The organism is Nonomuraea sp. NPDC050383, from assembly GCF_044459125.1.
Lineage (GTDB): Bacteria > Actinomycetota > Actinomycetes > Streptosporangiales > Streptosporangiaceae > Nonomuraea.
The window spans coordinates 209204-226883 of the sequence record NZ_JBITIP010000013.1 but is presented as its reverse complement, the minus strand read 5'-3'; the positions used below and the strand labels follow the sequence as shown (position 1 = coordinate 226883).

General features: G+C 74.6%; 14 protein-coding genes and 1 tRNA gene. 9 read left to right on the top strand and 6 right to left on the bottom strand.

Annotation, left to right across the window (positions count from 1 at the left end; all coding sequences use genetic code 11):
* Positions 1-158: 158 nt before the first annotated feature.
* The gene (locus ACIBG4_RS29605; RefSeq protein WP_397204608.1) at positions 159-461 is read right to left on the bottom strand and encodes a YtxH domain-containing protein; all 303 of its coding nucleotides are present in this window, start codon (positions 459-461) and stop codon (positions 159-161) included.
* Between the two features lie 138 nt (positions 462-599).
* On the opposite strand from ACIBG4_RS29605, the gene ACIBG4_RS29600 reads away from it, so the two are divergent.
* Positions 600-671: transfer RNA gene (locus ACIBG4_RS29600), tRNA-Asn, on the top strand.
* Positions 672-833: 162 nt separating this feature from the next.
* Here ACIBG4_RS29600 and ACIBG4_RS29595 read toward each other — a convergent pair.
* On the bottom strand, positions 834-1022 hold the full coding sequence (locus ACIBG4_RS29595) for a hypothetical protein (protein WP_310710295.1): 189 nt from the start codon (positions 1020-1022) through the stop codon (positions 834-836).
* An 84-nt stretch (positions 1023-1106) separates the two neighbouring features.
* On the opposite strand from ACIBG4_RS29595, the gene ACIBG4_RS29590 reads away from it, so the two are divergent.
* The 4 genes from ACIBG4_RS29590 to ACIBG4_RS29575 all read left to right on the top strand — a co-directional run bounded on the left by ACIBG4_RS29590 (position 1107) and on the right by ACIBG4_RS29575 (position 5224).
* Entirely contained in the window at positions 1107-2390 is a 1284-nt protein-coding gene (locus tag ACIBG4_RS29590; protein WP_397204607.1) for a sensor histidine kinase, read from the top strand.
* Positions 2375-3025, top strand: coding sequence for a response regulator transcription factor (locus ACIBG4_RS29585; RefSeq protein ID WP_397204606.1), 651 nt, complete (start codon positions 2375-2377; stop codon positions 3023-3025). The genes ACIBG4_RS29590 and ACIBG4_RS29585 overlap by 16 nt, the downstream gene beginning before the upstream one ends.
* A gap of 219 nt (positions 3026-3244) precedes the next feature.
* Positions 3245-4378, top strand: coding sequence for a nitric oxide synthase oxygenase (locus tag ACIBG4_RS29580; RefSeq protein WP_397204605.1), 1134 nt, complete (start codon positions 3245-3247; stop codon positions 4376-4378).
* A 72-nt stretch (positions 4379-4450) separates the two neighbouring features.
* The gene (locus ACIBG4_RS29575; protein WP_397204604.1) at positions 4451-5224 is read left to right on the top strand and encodes an enoyl-CoA hydratase-related protein; all 774 of its coding nucleotides are present in this window, start codon (positions 4451-4453) and stop codon (positions 5222-5224) included.
* Positions 5225-5234: 10 nt separating this feature from the next.
* Here ACIBG4_RS29575 and galK read toward each other — a convergent pair whose 3' ends face one another.
* Positions 5235-6359 carry a galactokinase gene (gene galK / locus ACIBG4_RS29570; protein ID WP_397204603.1) on the bottom strand — a complete coding sequence of 375 codons (1125 nt, stop codon included), beginning with the start codon at positions 6357-6359 and terminating at the stop codon, positions 5235-5237.
* Between the two features lie 44 nt (positions 6360-6403).
* Between galK and ACIBG4_RS29565 the strand changes: the two genes are divergently transcribed.
* Positions 6404-7210, top strand: coding sequence for a 1-aminocyclopropane-1-carboxylate deaminase/D-cysteine desulfhydrase (locus tag ACIBG4_RS29565; RefSeq protein WP_397204602.1), 807 nt, complete (start codon positions 6404-6406; stop codon positions 7208-7210).
* A 7-nt stretch (positions 7211-7217) separates the two neighbouring features.
* Here ACIBG4_RS29565 and ACIBG4_RS29560 read toward each other — a convergent pair whose 3' ends face one another.
* The 3 genes from ACIBG4_RS29560 to ACIBG4_RS29550 all read right to left on the bottom strand — a co-directional run bounded on the left by ACIBG4_RS29560 (position 7218) and on the right by ACIBG4_RS29550 (position 8997).
* Positions 7218-7889: a DUF6766 family protein gene (locus ACIBG4_RS29560; RefSeq protein WP_397204601.1), complete on the bottom strand. Its 672-nt coding sequence runs from the start codon at positions 7887-7889 to the stop codon at positions 7218-7220.
* 102 nt (positions 7890-7991) lie between these two features.
* The gene (locus ACIBG4_RS29555) at positions 7992-8369 is read right to left on the bottom strand and encodes a hypothetical protein (RefSeq protein WP_397204600.1); all 378 of its coding nucleotides are present in this window, start codon (positions 8367-8369) and stop codon (positions 7992-7994) included.
* Between the two features lie 82 nt (positions 8370-8451).
* On the bottom strand, positions 8452-8997 hold the full coding sequence (locus tag ACIBG4_RS29550) for a hypothetical protein (protein WP_397204599.1): 546 nt from the start codon (positions 8995-8997) through the stop codon (positions 8452-8454).
* A 179-nt stretch (positions 8998-9176) separates the two neighbouring features.
* Between ACIBG4_RS29550 and ACIBG4_RS29545 the strand changes: the two genes are divergently transcribed.
* From ACIBG4_RS29545 to ACIBG4_RS29535, 3 genes are all read left to right on the top strand, one after another.
* The gene (locus tag ACIBG4_RS29545) at positions 9177-14210 is read left to right on the top strand and encodes a tetratricopeptide repeat protein (protein WP_397204598.1); all 5034 of its coding nucleotides are present in this window, start codon (positions 9177-9179) and stop codon (positions 14208-14210) included.
* 61 nt (positions 14211-14271) lie between these two features.
* Positions 14272-15117 carry a TetR/AcrR family transcriptional regulator gene (locus ACIBG4_RS29540; RefSeq protein ID WP_397204597.1) on the top strand — a complete coding sequence of 282 codons (846 nt, stop codon included), beginning with the start codon at positions 14272-14274 and terminating at the stop codon, positions 15115-15117.
* Positions 15114-17636 carry a PEP/pyruvate-binding domain-containing protein gene (locus ACIBG4_RS29535; protein ID WP_397204596.1) on the top strand — a complete coding sequence of 841 codons (2523 nt, stop codon included), beginning with the start codon at positions 15114-15116 and terminating at the stop codon, positions 17634-17636. The genes ACIBG4_RS29540 and ACIBG4_RS29535 overlap by 4 nt, the downstream gene beginning before the upstream one ends.
* Positions 17637-17680: the final 44 nt, after the last annotated feature.

The following is a 17680-nucleotide window of genomic DNA, read 5'->3' as shown; positions in this document are numbered from 1 at the left end:
GCCGGCCGCGGGCGGGGGGGGGCTCCCGGGCGCGTCGGGGCCGTGGCCGCCCCCGCCCGGAGGTGGGGGGGGGGGGGCTGGCGGGCGCGCGGGGGCCGCGCCCCCCCCCCCCGCCCGCAGATCTTCCGGGGGCGGGCCTCGGGTGGCCGCCGGACCGGTCAGTAGGGGATGCCGGTCTCGTTGGGTTTCTTCTCGCCCATGCCGCTCTGGTCCGGCCAGCCGGTGCCCGTGTCGTGGTCGTGGCCGCCCAGGAACGGGATCTTGTCCTGGAGCGTGCCACCGACCCGCTCACGGGCCACACCGGCCACCTTCGACACCTGCGCGCCCACGACTCCCGCGGCCTCCTGGACCCTCGGGTCGTCGCTCAGGCGCTGGGCCATCTTCTTGATCTGCTCGTACCGTTCACGACCTGCCCGACTGCCGAGCACGTAGCCGACGGCCAGACCGACGGCGAATGTCATTCGATATCGCATTTCGCACCTCCGCTGTCTCCGGGCCTACCCCGATGACGATGCGACACGCACTCCGGGAGTGCGCTAATGTAGTCCTGCGCCGAACGGAAGGGGTCAAAGAGCCCCCCGATCAGCGCCGAAGCACGATCCCGCGTAGCTCAACGGCAGAGCAGCCGGCTGTTAACCGGCAGGTTATAGGTTCGAGTCCTATCGCGGGAGCTTTTGAGAGACGCATAGCTCAGGCCCCTTCCTGGTTCCAGGAAGGGGCCTGAGTTGTTCCGGGACCGGCGCGCGGGCCGGCGTGGCCTGTGAGCGGTCATCTTCCGGGCACGGGTCCACGGCCGGGGGCCGGCGTACGGCGGTGACGGGGAAGGGCGCGGGTCAGCGGGTTCGCGTGTCCCGGTCGGCGCCGACGACCCCGTACAGGGCCCAGCCGAGGCCCAGGAGGACTCCGCCGACCCCCGCGACCACCCCCACCTGCTCGGAGCCGAGCAGGGCGAGGACCGCGATCAGGGCGGCGAAGGCGAGCGACAGGCCGAGCATGACCCTGTTGTAGACGCGCTTGTTCATGCATCACACGATCACGATTCCGGAGCCCGCGGGGTATCCACCGATCGGTGGACATGTCCCGTCAATCGGGGAAAACTGCGCTTCATGGGTGGCGGGGGGCGCGCGAGCGCGCGGGCGGAGGACGTCTGGCTGCGCTCGTACCCGTACTGGGACGCCTACTACGCGGTCGTGCTCGCGGTGACCGTCGTCGTGGTGGCCGCGCAGGCCGACGGCACGGCCAAGGGACCGGCCGGGCAGGCGGGGCCGTTCGTGGCGATCGGGCTGCTGCTCGTACTGGCGCTCGCGTACGCACTCGCCGGGCGCAGGGCGGTGCGCGACCGGCGGCGGCACGTCCGCGAGGCCCGCTGGTACGCCGTCGCGATGCTGGTGCTGTTCACCGCGGCCGGCCTGGCCGAGTCCGCCTCCGCGATCGCCCTGTCGGCGCTGCTGCCCATGGCGTTCATGTCCCTGCCGACGGCGTGGGCCGTGGGGGTCGTGGTGGGGCTGTTCGCGGCCCCGGCGGCCTCGCTGCTGCCGAGCGCCGGGTCCGATCCGTGGGGTGCCGTCATGACGCTCGGCGTCGGGCTGCCCGCCGGCGCCCTGCTCGGCACGTCCATCGGCCGGCTGTCCGCGCAGAACCGCAAGCGTGCCCAGCTCATCGAGGAGCTGGACCGCACCCGGGACGAGCTGGCCAGAATGAGCCAGGAAGCCGGGGTGCTGGCCGAGCGTGAGCGGCTGGCCGGCGACATCCACGACACGCTGGCCCAGGGGTTTGCGGGGATCATCATGCTGCTCCAGGCAGCCGAGGCGGTCACGGGCCCCGATCGGCACCTGGAGCTGGCCGTGCGGACCGCCAAGGAGAGCCTGGCCGAGACGCGGGCGCTCATCGCGGCGCTCGCGCCGCCCGCGCTGAGCGGCGCGTCGGTGGAGGAGGCGCTGCGGCGGCTGGCCGCGGGCTTCGGGCTGCCCGTGGAGGTGGCCGTCGGCGGCGTGCCCGTGCCGCTGTCCCCCGCGGCCGAGGTCGTCGTGTTACGCGTCGCCCAGGAGGCGTTGGCGAACGTCCGCAAGCACGCCCGCGCCCGTTCCGTCCGTCTCGCGCTGGAGTACGGAGAGGGCCGCGTACGGCTGACGGTGAGCGACGACGGGTGCGGCCTCGACCCGGCGCGCCTGACCGCCCGGCCCGGCCCCGAGAACGGAGGCGCGGACGAAGGCGAGGGAGGACGCGCCGAGGAACCCGAAGGGGCGGGGAGGGCCGGGGTGCTGGGCGGGGGGTTCGGGGTGCCGGGGATGCGCCGCCGGGTGGCCGGGATCGGCGGCACGCTGACCGTGGACGGCGCGCCGGGGCAGGGCACCACGGTCACCATGGAGGTGCCGTGCTCACCGTCCTGATCGTCGACGACCATCCCGTCGTACGGGAGGGGTTGCGCGGCATGCTCGCCGCCGAGCCCGGCATCGAGGTGGCCGGGGAGGCCGGGTCCGGCGACGAGGCGGTGGCCGTGGCGCCCCGCCTGCGGCCGGACGTCGTCCTCATGGACCTGCGCATGCCGGCCGGCGACGGGGTGAGCGCCATCCGGCGGCTGGGCCCGGAGTTCCGGGTCATCGTGCTGACGACGTACGAGGGTGACGCCGACGTCGGGCGGGCGCTGGCCGCGGGCGCCGCCGGCTACCTGCTGAAGGACGTGTCGCGGGCGGAGCTGGCCGCCGCCGTGCGCGCCGTGGCCGGTGGCGGGACGGCCCTGGCGCCCTCGGTCGCGGCCCGCCTGGCGGGCGCCCCGGCGGGCAACACCCCGGCGGCGACCGAGGGCGCCGGGCTGTCCGCGCGCGAGCGGGAGGTGCTGGAGCTGGTCGCGCGGGGCCTGACGAACGCCGAGATCGGCCGCCGCCTGTTCATCGGCGAGGCCACGGTCAAGACCTACCTGTTGCGGGTCTTCCGCAAGCTCGGCGTGGGCGACCGGACCTCGGCCGTCCTGGTGGCCATGGAGCTGGGCCTGGTCCGCGGCATCGGCCGTTCCACTCCCACCTGATGAAGGTTCACTGTTTGTAGCGTTAAGGTCACACCTTCTTGCATTTGCGGTGACAAGAAGGGGGGAGCCGCCAGGATGGGGTGGCCGTGCCCCGGTTCGCGGGACACGGCAGCCGCGGACAGGCCGTGTGGGCGGTGTGGAGAGGGCACCGCCGGCAGGAGTGCGCCGCCGACCCGGAATCGGTGGGGTGCTCCGTGAGCGAAAAGTGCTGGTTTCTGCGTGCGTACCTGGATCCGGTCTCTCCGTCCCTTCGACTCCATCGCCGTGCAGACGCTCATCGAGCGGACGATCGACGTCCGCGAGGCCGAGCGCTTCATCAGAATGTTCCACGCCGAGAACCCCGCCGCGGGATCTCCCCAGGCCCGCCTGCGTGAGGTGGCCGCGGACATCGCCCGTCACGGCACCTACGCCCACACCTTCGCGGAGCTGGAGTTCGGCGCCAGGGTGGCCTGGCGCAACAGCAACCGGTGCATCGGCCGCCTCTACTGGCGCTCCCTCAGGCTCCGCGACCGGCGGCAGGTCACCAGCGCCGAGGGGGTGGCGATCGAGTGCGTCGAGCACCTGCGCGAGGCGGCCAACGGCGGCCGCGTCCGGCCCACCATCACGGTCTTCGCCCCCGACGTCCCCGGCCGTCCCGGGCCCCGGGTGCTGAACGAGCAGCTCATCCGCTACGCGGGGTACCGCGACGCCGACGGGCGGGTGGTCGGCGACCCGCGCAACGCCGGCTTCACCGACATGGTGACGGCGTCGGGCTGGCGCGGGGCGGGCGGCCGGTTCGACGTCCTGCCCCTGGTGGTGCAGGCCGGCCGCGGCAAGCCGCTGGTGTGCAGCCTGCCGGGTGACGCGGTCCTGGAGGTGCCGATCGTCCACCCGCACTACCGGTGGTTCGAGGAGCTCGGGCTGCGCTGGCACGCCGTGCCGGCCATCTCCGACCTGTGCCTGGAGATCGGCGGCATCTGCTACCCGTGCGCCCCGTTCAACGGCTGGTACATGGGCGCGGAGATCGGCGCCCGCAACCTGGCCGACGCCGACCGTTACGACCAGCTCCCGGTGGTGGCCGGGCGGCTGGGGCTGGACACCACCACCGAGCGGTCCCTGTGGCGCGACCACGCGCTGGTGGAGCTGAACGTGGCGGTGCTCCATTCGTTCGAGCGGGAGGGGGTGACGATGACCGATCACCACACCGAGTCGCGGCGCTTCCTCACGCACCTGGAGCGGGAGGAGAAGGCGGGGCGGGTCTGCCCGGCGGACTGGTCGTGGATCGTCCCGCCGATCTCGGGCGGGGCGACGCCGGTGTTCCACCGCTACTACGACAACTCGTCGCTCACCCCGGCGTTCGTGCGCCACAAGTGACGCGCCACAGTGACACGCCGCGAGTGAGCGGCGGCCTTGCCCGCGCCTGCTAGAACATGATTCGGTTGGCGCATGGACGAACTCGTGCTCTCCTCCGTCGACCAGGGCGTTCTGACCCTCACCTTCAACCGTCCCGACCGGCTCAACGCGTGGACGGCCGCGATGGGGAGGCGCTACTTCGACCTGCTGGAGGAGGCCGCGGAGGATCCGGCCGTGCGCGCCGTCGTGGTCACCGGCGCGGGCAAGGGGTTCTGCGCGGGCGCCGACTTCCGGGCGCTCGGCCAGATCCAGGACGGCAGCTACGACGAGAAGCCGGACCCGCGGCCCAACACCTTCCCGGTGACCATCGGCAAGCCGGTGGTCGCGGCGGTCAACGGGGCCTGCGCCGGGCTCGGGATGGTCCACGCGCTCGTCTGCGACCTCGTCTTCACCGCCGACGACGCCAAGTGGACCACCGCCTTCGCGCGCCGCGGCCTGATCGCGGAGTACGGCCTGGCGTGGGTGCTGCCCCGCCTCATGGGGCAGCAGCGGGCCATGGACGTCCTGCTCTCGGGGCGCGTCTTCACCGGCCGCGAGGCGTACGAGATGGGGCTGGTCAACCGGTCGGTGCCGGCGGACAGGCTGCTCGCCGAGGCGCAGGAGTACGCCGGTGAGCTGGCGGCGCACTGCTCGCCGGCGTCGATGGCGGTGATCAAGCGGCAGGTTTGGCACGACTGGGAGGTCACGCTGGCCGAGTCGGCCGAGACGGCGACCGCCGAGATGGTCGCCTCGTTCGGCCGGCCCGACTTCGCGGAGGGCGTCGCGTCCTTCCTCGAACGCCGCCCCCCGAACTTCCCCTCCCTGTAGGAGGCGAGCGCTAGGCGCGGCGGCGGGCGCCCGGGCTCGGGACCGCGGGCAGGAAGCGCGGCGCCCGCCAGCCCCGCTCCGCGTACGCGGCCGAGACGCTCTCCCGCACGCCGTCGAGGCGCTCCTCCGCCACCAGGGCGATCGCCGAGCCGCCGAACCCGCCGCCGGTCATCCGCGCCCCGCGGGCCCCGCCCCGGAGGGCTGCCTCGACCGCGACGTCCAGCTCCGGCGACGACACCTCGTACTGGTCGCGCAGCGACAGGTGAGAGGCGTTGAGCAGCGCGCCGATCTCGGTGACGGCGCCCGCCCGCAGCAGGCCGACCAGGGCCTCGACCCGGTGGTTCTCCGTGACGACGTGCATGGTGCGCTGACGCTCGGCGCCCTGCAACTGCTCCAGCGCGCCGGCGAGGTCGGTGACGTCCCGCAGCGCCTGGACGCCGAGCTTGCGGGCCGCGGACTCGCACTCGGCGCGGCGCTTGGCGTACTCGCCGCCCGCGTGCTCGTGGTGGACCTGCGTGTCGATGATGAGGATGCGCAGCCCGTGGGAGGCCAGGTCGAGCGGGATGGACCGGGAGCCGAGCGAGCGGCAGTCGAGGAACAGCGCCTTGCCCTCCTCGCACAGCGCCGAGGCGGCCTGGTCCATGATGCCGCACGGCATGCCGACGAAGTCGTTCTCGGCCCGCTGCGACAGCAGGGCCAGCTCCATGGGGGTCATGCCGAGGCCGTGCAGGTCGTTGAGCGCGGAGGCGACCGCCACCTCCAGGGCGGCGCTGGAGCTGAGCCCGGCGCCTTGCGGCACGTCGCCGTCGATGGCGATGTCGGCGCCCGGGACCGGCTCGCCGAGCCGGTCGGCCAGCATGGCCGGCACGCCGACGACGTAGCGGGTCCAGCCGCGCGCGTCCTCGTGCCGCTCGATCGTGACGGGCTCGCCGCCCGACTGGAGGGACAGCAGCCGGATCGTGCCGTCGCCGCGCGGTGTGACGGCGGCCGTGACGCCCCACGGCACGGCGAAGGGCAGCACGAAGCCGTCGTTGTAGTCGGTGTGCTCACCGATCAGGTTGACCCGGCCGGGCGCGTGCCAGACCGTCCGGGGCTCCGCGCCGAACGCCGCACTGAAAGCTTCAACAACGCGCATAATCGAACACTCCTCAACAAAGGCCCGGTCGTAGACTAGCGCGCGTGGAGGAGCTGCTGGATCCCGGCCTCGGCTCGGTCCGGGTCTGGCTGAAACGCGACGACAACAAGGCCCGCAAGCTGAGGTACAACCTCGGCCATCCGCGCGTGCTCACCTTCGGCGGCGCCTACTCCAACCACCTCAGGGCGGTGGCCGCGGCGGGCCTGCGGCACGGGTTCGAGACGATCGGCGTCGTCCGGGGCGAGGAGCGGCTGCCGCTCAACCCGTCGCTGGCGTACGCGGCCGACCGCGGCATGACGCTCACGTACCTGGACCGCGCCGCGTACCGGCTCAAGCACACCCCCGAGGTGGAGGCGGCGCTGCGTGAGCGGTGGGGCGAGGTGCTGATCCTGCCCGAGGGCGGCAGCAACGCGGCGGCCGTGCGCGGCTGCGCCGAGTTGCCGGCCGAGATCGAGGCCGAGACGCGCGGCGGCTACGACGTCGTCTGCTGCCCCGTCGGCACGGGTGGCACGCTGGCGGGCATCGCGGCGGGGCTGCCCACCGGCCGGCGGGCGCTCGGGTTCGCGGTGCTGAAGGGCGCCGGGTTCCTGGCGGGCGAGGTGGCCCGGCTCCAGCGCGAGGCGTACGGGCGGGTGTGGGAGAACTGGTCGATCGACCTCGACCACCACTTCGGCGGGTACGCGCGCACGACGCCCGAGCTGCGCGCCTTCGCCGCCCGGCACGAGGTCGAGGAGGTGTACGTGGCCAAGATGCTCCACGGCGTCGTGGACCTCGCCCGTCGGGGCGGACTCGCGCCCGGCACCCGGGTCGTGGCGGTCGTGACCGGCGAGCCCTTCCCGCCGCGCTCCTAGGGTCGGGTCAGCCCTCCACGCTCGTCGCCGTGTGCGCCGCGCCGACCGGCTTGGACTCGGGGGAGCCGCGCTGGCGCAGGTAGATGGAGAGCACCACCATCGACAGCACGGCCAGCAGCTCGGACTGCCAGTTCTGCAGCGACCGGTCCCAGAACTCGGAGGAGGTCACGTACCACCCCCAGTTGACCGGATCGCGCAGGTCGCCGATCCGCTCCGAGTTGTAGGCCGCCAGCCCCGCCACCGACTGCGCCAGCCACGACAGCACGAAGATGGTCCCCATCACCAGGCCGAGCGAGTTGCTGTACAGCCAGAGCCGCGCGCCCCCGGCCTTGGCCCAGGCCGGGGAGTCCTCCTTGGCGTGCGCGCCGACGAGCTGCTCCTCGTCCGACTCGGCGCCCTCCTCGCCCGGCTTCTTGGACTCCGGCGAGCCCTTCTGCACCAGCCAGACGGTCAGCACGATGAACAGCAGGAACTGCAGGTACTCCGACTGCCAGTTCTCCGCCACGTCCACCGCGAACGACGACGACGTCGCGTATGCCCAGACCGACACGGGCTGCAGGCCGTTGACCAGCTGCTGCTCGTTGAAGTGCGTCGCCCCGGCCCAGGCCTGCCCCGCCAGCGTCAGCAGGAACAGCACCAGGAACGTCACCGACAGCGTGCTGTCCTTGATCCGCCTCATGCGTCCCCCTTCGGCGCGCTCACAGCCGCGCCAGTCCCAGCGCGAAGAAATAGATCAGCCCGGCCGCGATCAGGATGAGCGTCAGCGTGAACATGACCCGCATCAGTCCTCCACCTCGCAGTCGTAGGGGAGGTCGTGCCGCGGCTCGCACCCGGCCGCCGTGACCCGCCAGCCGTCGGTGAACTGGTGCAGGAACACCGTGTCGCCCTGCAGCCGCACGAGGGCGTCGGCGCCCCAAACCTCGACGCCGGTGACCCGGCCGCCCGGGCCGAGCTTCAGCGCGGCCAGCGCCTGGGCGCAGGTCTCGTCCGGGTCGGGCAGCTTCTCGGCGGTCGTGCGGGTCAGCATGGCGCAGGCCGCCTCGTCCTGCTTCGCCGCCACGGCGGCGTGAAAACGCTCCGCCGTGCGCGCGGGCGACGTCGTGTCGACGGCACAGCCCGCGGCGAGCGCCAGTGCGAGCACCGCGAACGCAAGTCTCATGCGCCCCTGCTACCCCGGCATGAACCGGTCATGCCACGGCCATGTCCCGCTGTGACCGAGTGACTCCGCTGAGCCCGGGACCTCAGGGGAGCTGGTCCAGGATGGGGGTGATCAGCGCGTTCAGCTCCCGTACGAGCACCACCAGGGCCCGCTCGGCGGCCCGTTCGACCTGGTCGTGCGGCCCTTCGGGCTCGGGCGGCAGATCACCGAGCGGCACCGGAGTCTCCACCAGCAGCGTGGTCCGCAGGAACGGGTGGTGGGCCAGGTCCTTCTCGGTCGGGTCGAGGTACTGGCCGAACGTCTCCTGCCAGCCCGCCCAGCCGCGGTCGCGCCACCAGGTGCGCGAGCGGGTCAGCTCCGCGGGGAGCGGCGAGACCAGCGTCACCCGCGCGTTGAGGCTGCCGTCCCAGGTGTTGCGGCGGCAGGCCGCCGACAGGACGCGCCGGTCCCACCGCACGTAGCCCGGGTTGAGGGCCGGCGGCGTCGCCAGCCGCCACGCCGCGCAGGCGAACCTGACCGGCGCGATGTCGCCCCACTCGAACTGCTCCAGGTTCTTGCGCACGTGTACGGCATAGCGCCCGTCACGGTCTCTGTCGTAATCCTGGTCGATCCAGAACGCTCTGCCCATGGGCCCTACGCTACGGCGATCCGGCCCCGGCCGTCCGGCGGCGCGAACGCCGGGTGGAAGAGTATCCCCCGCCACGCGCCCGTCTTTGAACCGCCGGAGGGCGGGCAGGGCCAAAACGCCTGTGACGTACGTGACACCTGGGTAGTTTTTTCACATTATTGGGTGACTCAGGAGTCGATATGACGTCAGAACAGCACGCCGCGGCCATGAAGCGCTGGGAAGAGGGGGATCTCGGCGGCGCCGCCGTTCTGTTCAGGGAGATAGCGGCCACCGGCGATCCCGAGGCGTCCCACCTGCTGGCGTGCCTGCTGGAGGAGCAGGGCGACCTCGACGGCGCCGAGGCCGCCCACCGCTCGGTCATCCTGTCGGGTGACCCCGTGTTCGGGCAGCGCTCGGCCATCTCCATGGGGATGATGCTGGTCGCCGCCCGCGAGTGGCCGGCGGCGTACCGGGTGCTGACCATCGCCGCCGACGGCGCCGACTTCGAGGTCGCCGCGCTCGCCGACACGGCCCTCGTGCTCGTGCTCACCGAGCTGGGCGACGTCTCGGGCGCGGAGGAGGCGCTGGAGCGGGCCCGCCGCTGCGACAGCCCCGCGGTGGCGGAGCTCGCCGCCCGGCTGGAGCTGCCCGTGTTCGAGTGGGCCGACCCCCGTACGGCCTGGGAGCTGTACGAGGAGGCGGAGGGCGAGGAGGACTACCGCGAGCTGCTGACCTGCGGCGATCCCGAGGTGGTGTCGCTGTCGGCGTTCCGGCTGTACCGGATCCACGCCGAGGAGGGCGACTTCGCGGCGGCCCGGGAGGCGTGCGAGCACGCCATCGCCGTGGGGCACCCCGGCCACCTCACCATGGCGTACAAGCTGCTCGGGGCCGTCCTGGTCGATCTCGGGGAGTACGCCGAGTCGGTGGAGGCGTACGCCAGGGCGGCCGAGGACCCCCGGCCCGAGGTGCGGCTGCCCGCCCTCATCGAGCAGGCCAAAGTCTTCGCGCAGCTCGGCGACATGGACGCCACGCGGGCGATCTTCGAGCGGGTGATCGCCAGCGGGCAGCGGGAGCACGCCCTGGAGGCGCGGGCCTGCCTGGCGCAGCTCCACACCGAGGCGGGCGAGGTGGAGGAGGCGCTGGCGGCGCTGCGGGCGGTGTTCGCCGCCGGGGAGTCGCCGTGGGCGTCGGTCAGCGCCACGCTGCTCGGCATGCTGCTGGAGCAGCACCCGGAGCGCCGGGAGGCCATCGTCGAGCTGGCCGGGGAGATCGCCGGGCATCCGGACCCGGACGCCGCGTTCAAGGCGGGGCTGCTCCTCGACCACGACGCCCGGCAGCGGCCGCTCGCCGACCCCGTCGAGGAGCGGGCGTTGCGCGACGTGGACGACGCCCTGCTGCTCCTCCAGGACGGCCGTCTGGCGGAGGCCCGCCGGATGCTGCGCCGCGCCGCCGACTCGGGGGCGCGCACCCAGGCCGTGCGCGCCATGGTGGCCCTCGCCCAGCTGGAGCTGGCCGAGGGCGACCGGGACCAGGCCGACGAGCTGCTGTCGTACGTGGCCGAGGGCGAGGACGTGGTGGGCGGGTTCACCGCCGCGTTCATGCTGCACCTGCTGCGCTCGTCGGGGAACGCGCTCCACCCGGTGCTGCGGGCCGTCCTCGACCACCAGCGGCTCGGACGGGAGGAGGGGCTCATCGGCTACCGGGCGGCCATGGAGGATCCCGACCCGGCGGTGGCGGCGATCGCCACCGCGGTGTTCGCGCAGGTGCTCGTCACCACCGGGTACGACGTGTCCGAGGCGGGCACGCTGTTCCGCTCCGCCGCCGGCTCCGGCGACCCGCTGGCGCTGTCGTACGCGGCGCTGGTCTTCCGGGAGGTCCTGGAGAGCCGGGGCGAGGCCGCGGAGGCGATCGAGCTGCTGCGGCGAGCCCGCGCGGAGGGGCACCCGGCGCTCGCCCCCTGGGTGGGGTACGCGCTGGGAGGGCTGCTCGACGGCCACGAACGCCACCTGGGCGAGGCGCGGGCGGCGTACGGGGCGGCGATGGAGACCAGGCATCGGGGGCTGCGGGCGGAGGCGGCGGGGGCGCTGCTGGGCGTGTACGAGCTGCAGGGGGACCTGCTGGCGGCGGGACGGCTGCACGAGCGCATGATCGCGGAGAGCCGGCCGGGACAGGCGGCGCGGCACGCGCTGCTGCTGGGGCTCACGCGGGTCCGGCTCGACGACCTGACGGGCGCGCGAGCCGCCTTCGACCTGGTGGAGGGGGGCGAGCAGGCGGTGCTCGGGCGCTACGCGCGGTGCCTGCTGGACGGTGACCTCGACGCCGCCGGGGAAGCGCTCGCCGCCCTCGCCGGCGGCTCCGGGGACGGCGGATGGCCGCTGGCCACCCTGCTCGGGCTGGAGTGCGCCCACGCCTGGCGCCGGGCCGGTGAGGTGTCCCGCGCCGACGCGGTCCTCTCGCACCTGGCGGAGGGGGGTCATCGGGAGTACCGGTGGCAGGCGGCCTGCCACCTGGGCGCGCTCCAGGACGACGCCGGTGACCATCGCGGCGCCCTGGCCGCCTGGGAACGCGCGCTCGCCGACGGCCAGGGGTCGCCGGTCGTCGCGCTGACCGGCATGGGACACGCCCTGCACCGGCTCGGCGACCTGGAGGCGGCGGCCGGGGTCCTGTCACGGGCGCTGGAGGGGGCGGGCACGGGTGGCGCCGGCCATGACGTCGATGGCGAGGACGCCGTTCCCGCCGGGGAGGCGGCGATGCGGCTGGCGCAGGTGCTGGCGGCGCTCGGGCGCGCCGGCGAGGCCCGTGAGCTGCTGGAGGAGCTGGACCGGGAGGCGGCGCCGCTCTACCTGGCCGGGTTCCTGCGCGACGGGGGAGACGTCCCGGCGGCCCTCGCCGTGGCGGAGGAGGCGGCGGGCGTCGTGCCCGGGGAGCTGGCCGGGCAGGCGGCACGGGTGCTGGGCTCCGCGCGGGCGGCGGCGGGCGACGCCGAGGGTGCGCGGGCGGCGTTCGACCGGGCCGTGGAGCTCGAACCGGACCTGCTGGGGGAGATCCTGCTGGAGCGGGGTCACGCGCTGGCCGGGGCGGGCGACGAGGCGGGCGCCCGCGCCGCCTACCGGCGCGCGGAGGAGGAGGGCGCGGGCCCGCTCGTGCCGCTCGTGGCCCGTCTGCGGCTCGGCACGGCCACCCCTGAGGAACGACCCGCGGCCCTGGCGGCCGACGGCGACGTGGAAGGGGCACGGGCGGCCCTGGCGAGGCTCCGCGCGGACACGGCGTCCGACCCGGTGCTCGCAAGGGCGGGTGACCTGGTGCTGGAGGTGGCGCGCGGGCTGGGTGGCGGGGCCGGGGAGGCGCTCTGCCGGTACGTCGCCGAGCACGGCGACCCGGTGCGGGCCGACCGGGCCCGGATCGGGCTGGCCGCGATCCTCTCCGGCGAGGGCCACCACTGCCGCGCCGAGCTGTGCCTGCTGCCCGTCACGGGGTCCGGCGGCCCGGAGCTCGCCGAGACGGCCTGGCGCGGGATCGCCGCCGCCCGGCGCGGGCGCGGCGACCTGCCCGGCGCCGCCGACGCGCTGCGGCACGCGATGCCCGCCACCGCGACCACGCTCGCCGGCGTGCTGGAGGACCTCGGCGACGCGGAGGGGACCCGCCGGGCGCTGGCCGCCGGGGCCGCGGCGGGCGACCTCGAATCCCTGCGCCGGTTGGTGGTCCACCTGTTCTGGCAGGAGGACTACCAGGCCGCCGTGGCCGAGGCCGAGCGGGCGGTGGGCACGGGCGACCCCGAGACCGTCGCGCTGGGCTACTGGGTATGGGGCGACTCCTGCCAGGCCGTGGGCGACCTGCGGGGCGCGGAGATCAGGTACCGCCAGGGAATCGACACCGGGTTCGCGGGCCTGACGGACAGCATCCGGGCCGACCTCGCCGCCGTGCTGCACGCGATGGGCGACCCGGCCGCCGCCGTGCGCGAGGCCCGGCTGGCCGTGGCGTCGGGGGACCCGGACGCGATGGCGCGGGGCGGCCTGCGGCTCGGTGCCTGGCTGCGCGAGGAGGGCGATCTGTCCGGCGCCGCCGAGGCGTTCGCCGCCGCGGCGGGTACGCCGACCGCGCTGGCGCGTACCGCGCTGGACGAGCTGGAGGCGATGGCCCGCCGGGCGCACGGGGACGGTGACCACGCGCAGGCCGTACGGGTGCTGGCGCTGATGGGGGAGGACGGGGTGGCGCCCGCGCGTGAGCTGGGCGCGAGCTGCGAGGACGCCGAAGCGGTCCGCTCCTACTACGAGCTGACCGGCTCCGGCCCGCTCGCCGAGCTGGACGTCGCGGAGCGGCTCGCCGGGCTGGGGCGGACCGCCGAGGCCCGGGCGGTGTTCGAGCGGCTGAACGAGCACGAGGACCCCGACGTGCGGTTCGTGGCCGGGGGCAGGCTGCTCACGCTGCTCGACGCCGAGGGCGACTCCGACGCCTTCTACAGCCTGGCCGAACGCCAGGCGGGCGACGCGGAGAGTCCCGTGCCGGGCGTGTTCGGCAGCCTGCTCGGCATGCTCCAGGAGCGCCAGGGCGACACGGAGGCGGCCCTGCGCACGCTGCGCGCGGCGGCCGGGACCGGCGAGGCCACGGCCCTCAGCGTGCTGGGCCAGGCCCTGGTCGCCGCGGGCGAGGTGGACGAGGGGCGCGAGGTCTACCGGCGCGTCCTGGACGCGGGCGACCCCGGCCTGGCGGCCCGCGCGATGATCGCCATCGGGCGGACGTACCACGACGAGGACGCGGCCGAGGCCCGCGCGTGGTACCTCAGGGCCCTCGACGCCGAGAACGGCCTGACAGGCGGTCTCGCGGGCGGCTCGGCGGGGGGTCTCACGGACGGGCATGCGGACGGGCGCACGGCGGCGTTGGCGGCCATGTACCTGGGGGCGCTGGCCAAGCGGGCGCGTGACTTCCCCGAGGCGCTGGGCTGGTACCAGAGGGTGATCGACGCCGGTGACACCGAGTCCGGCATGGCGGCGGCCCACCTGGGCGAGCTGTGCCACTGGCTGGGCGACCGCGACGGCGCGCTGCGCTACTACGAGCTGACCCTGACCCTCACGGACCGGCCGGACCTGGTGGCGGAGGCGGCCTTCCGGCTGGGCGAGATCCAGTACGCCCACGGGGACGTCGGCATGGCCCGCCGCATGCTGGAGCTGGCCGTGGCGACCGAGGACCCCGCCTTCGCGCGGCAGGCGGCCGAACTCCTGGCGAAGATCGGGTGATCTTGCGATGAATTGATTGACCGGATAGTCTCATTCAGTCATGAAACTGAGGTGAGGCGAGATGGCCAGGACGGGAAGGCCGCCACAGGACCCGGCGAGCCGGTTGGAGCGGGCGCACCGGATTCTCGACGCCGCCGCTGAGCTGGTCCTGCGGTGGGGCTACGACAAGACGACGATCGACGACGTGGCCCGGCACGCGGGTGTCGCCAAGGGCACGATCTACCTGCACTGGAAGACCCGCGAGGCGCTCTTCTCCGCGTTGCTGCGCAGGGACCGCGTCGCCATGCTGGAGGAGGTGACCGCCGCCGCGCCCGCGACGCTGCGCGGGCTGCTGCGCGAGATCGCCGCCGGCCTGCTGCGCCGGCCGCTGATGACGGCGTTGCTGACGCACGACTCCAAGGTGCTCGGCAAGCTCGTCCGGCAGAAGCGGCTCGGCGCGGTGGACGGGGTGGGCGCGTCAGGGACCGGTGGTGGCGCGGGCCGGATGATGCTGGGGCAGATGGCCGCGTTCGAGGACTATCTGGCGGTGCTCGACCGGCACGGCGCCCTGCGGCCCGGGCGCACGCCGCAGGAGCAGGTCGCCGTGCTGAGCGCCGTCCTCCACGGGTTCCTCCTGACGCGGGACATGCTGCCGCCGGAGTCCGCGCCCGCGGGCGAGCGGCTCCCGGACCTGATCGCGGAGACGGTGGACCTGGCCCTGGGCTCCGGGATGCCGCAGGGGGAGGAGGGGGCGCGCGCCGTCCGGCAGGCCACCCTCCGCTACCTCGGCAGCATGCGCGAGATCGCGCTGAGCAAGCTGGCGGCGTCCCTGGGCGTCGCCGCCGAAGCCCTGACGGCTCCGGCGGGAGCCCCGGCGGGACTCACGGGAGCGGACGCTCTGGTGGGCGGAGAGGAGACCCGGGCATGAAGCTCGTGCTGCCGTTCGACGACGAGGGCGCCGACCTGGAGACCGTGGGCGGCAAGGGCGCCTCTCTGGCCCGGCTGAGCCGCGCGGGGCTGCCCGTGCCCGGCGGGTTCCACATCACCACGGCGGCCTACCGGGAGTTCACGGCCGGGTTCCGCGACCTGATCGCCGAGGCCGCCGCCCGGCACGACGCCGCCCGCATCGCCGAGCTGTTCGCCGGGCGGGAGCTGCCGGCCGGTCTGGCCGCGGAGATCCGTGCCGCCTACGACGCGCTGGGCGCGGACTCCTCCGGGACTGGCGCGCGGGACGGTGGGAAGGTCGTCGCCGTGCGGTCGTCCGCCACCGCCGAGGATCTGCCGGACATGTCGTTCGCCGGCCAGCAGGACACCTACCTCGGCGTCGAGCGCGACGGGCTGCTGGACGCGGTCAGGCGCTGCTGGGCCTCACTGTGGAACGAGCGGGCCATCGCCTACCGGGAGCACAACGGCGTGCCGCACGACGACGTCGCGCTGGCCGTGGTCGTGCAGGAGCTGGTCGACGCCGACGCGGCGGGCGTCATGTTCACCGCCGACCCCGTCACCGGGGCCCGGGGCACGACCGTCGTCAACGCCTCCTGGGGGCTCGGCGAGGCCGTCGTGGGCGGCCAGGTCACCCCGGACACGATCGCGGTGTCGGACGGCGCCGTGACCGGGACCCGGATCGGGGACAAGGCCGTGATGACCGTGCGCGTCCCCGGCGGCACCCGGGAGGAGCCCGTCCCGGCCGAGCTGCGCCGCCGTCCGGTGCTGGACGACGGGCAGGCCGTACGGCTGGCGGAGCTGGGCGCCCGCATCCAGGACCTGTACGGCACGCCGATGGACGTGGAGTGGGCCCGCAGCGGCGGGGCGTTCCTCATCCTCCAGGCGCGCCCCGTCACCGGCCTCGCCCCCGAGGTCGAGGAGTGGAACGACAGCCTCAAGGCCGACCACCTGTGGACCGCCGGCAACCTCGGCGAGGCCATCCCCGACGTGATGACGCCCGCCACCTGGTCGTTCGTGCGCCTGTTCATCCACGAGGCGATGCACGCCTCGACGCTGCCCGGCTTCGACCTGGTCGGCAACATCGGCGGCCGCTTCTACATGAACCTCAGCGTGACCTTCTCCATCGCCCGCGCCCTCGGCATGCAGGGCCGGCTCGGCGCCGTCGAGCAGGTCTTCGGCAAGCTGCCGCCCGGCCTCGACGTGCCGCTGCTGACGGCCTCGCGCTGGGAGATCGTCAAGGGCACGCTGCCCATGGCGCTGACCCTGCGCCGCCGCGTGCGCGAGAACCTCAAGGGCATGCGCCCGTTCCTCGCCACCTCCCAGCGGCGCTGCGAGGAGCTGCGCGCCCGGATCGCCGCCACCGAGACCGGCCCCGGGCTGGCCGCGCTCTGGGACGACGAGATCGGGCCGCACCTCGTCACCGCCTGCCGCATGCTGGAGGCGGCCGGCCGCCAGGGCGGGGCCACACTCGTCTGGACCCGCGACCGGCTGCGCAGGCTGGTCGGCGAGGCCGACGCCGACGCCCTGCTGACCGGCGCGGGCGCCGACGGCGAGCTGGCCAGCCTCGGCCCCGTCACCGGCCTGGCCCGGCTCGCCGCCGGCGAGATCGACCGCGACACCTACGCCCGGACGTACGGGCATCGAGGGCCGCACGAGTTCGAGGTGTCGATGCCGCGGCCCGGCGAGGACCCGGCCTGGATCGACACGGCGCTCGCCGGTCTGCGCGACGTCACCGCCGGCACGGAGGCGCTGCTGGAGCGCCAGCGGGAGGCCCGCGACGCCGCCTGGGAGCGCTTCGCCCGCCGCTACCCGCGCCGGGTGGCGGGCATGCGGAAGCGGGTACGCCGCTGGAACGCGGTGGTGCGCGACCGCGAGGCCACCCGCTCCGAGGTCGTGCGGGCGTTCTGGGTGCTGCGCGCGTTCGTGGTGCGCGCCGGCGAGCTGACCGGGCGCGGCGACGACCTGTTCTTCCTCTACCTGGAGGAGATGCTGGCCGTGCTGCGCGGCTCGGACGCGCCGCTCGCCCGTGTCCCGGTACGGCGGGCGACCTACGAGCGGTACGCCGCGCTGCCGCCGTACCCGGCGCTGATCGTCGGCCGGTTCGACCCGGTGCGCTGGGCGGCGGACCCGGACCGGCGCGCCGACCTCTACGACGCGCGTGGCCCGGCCGCACCCGCCGGCGACACCGTGACCGGCTTCCCGGGCGCGCCGGGCGTGGTGGAGGGCGTGGTGCGGGTGCTGTCCGGCCCCGAGGAGGCCGAGCGGCTCCAGCGGGGGGAGATCCTCGTGACGACGCTGACGAACGTGGGGTGGACGCCCATGTTCCCGCGCGCGGCGGCCGTCGTGACCGACATGGGGGCGCCGCTGTCGCACGCCTCGATCGTGGCCAGGGAGCTGGGGATCCCGGCCGTGGTGGGGACCGGCAACGCCACCATGAGGCTGCGCGACGGCGACCGCGTCCGGGTGGACGGGGAGCGGGGCACGGTCGAACTGCTGCCGTGAGCGGGCGCGACGGGGATCTTCCGAATCCGGGGGGAAACCAGACC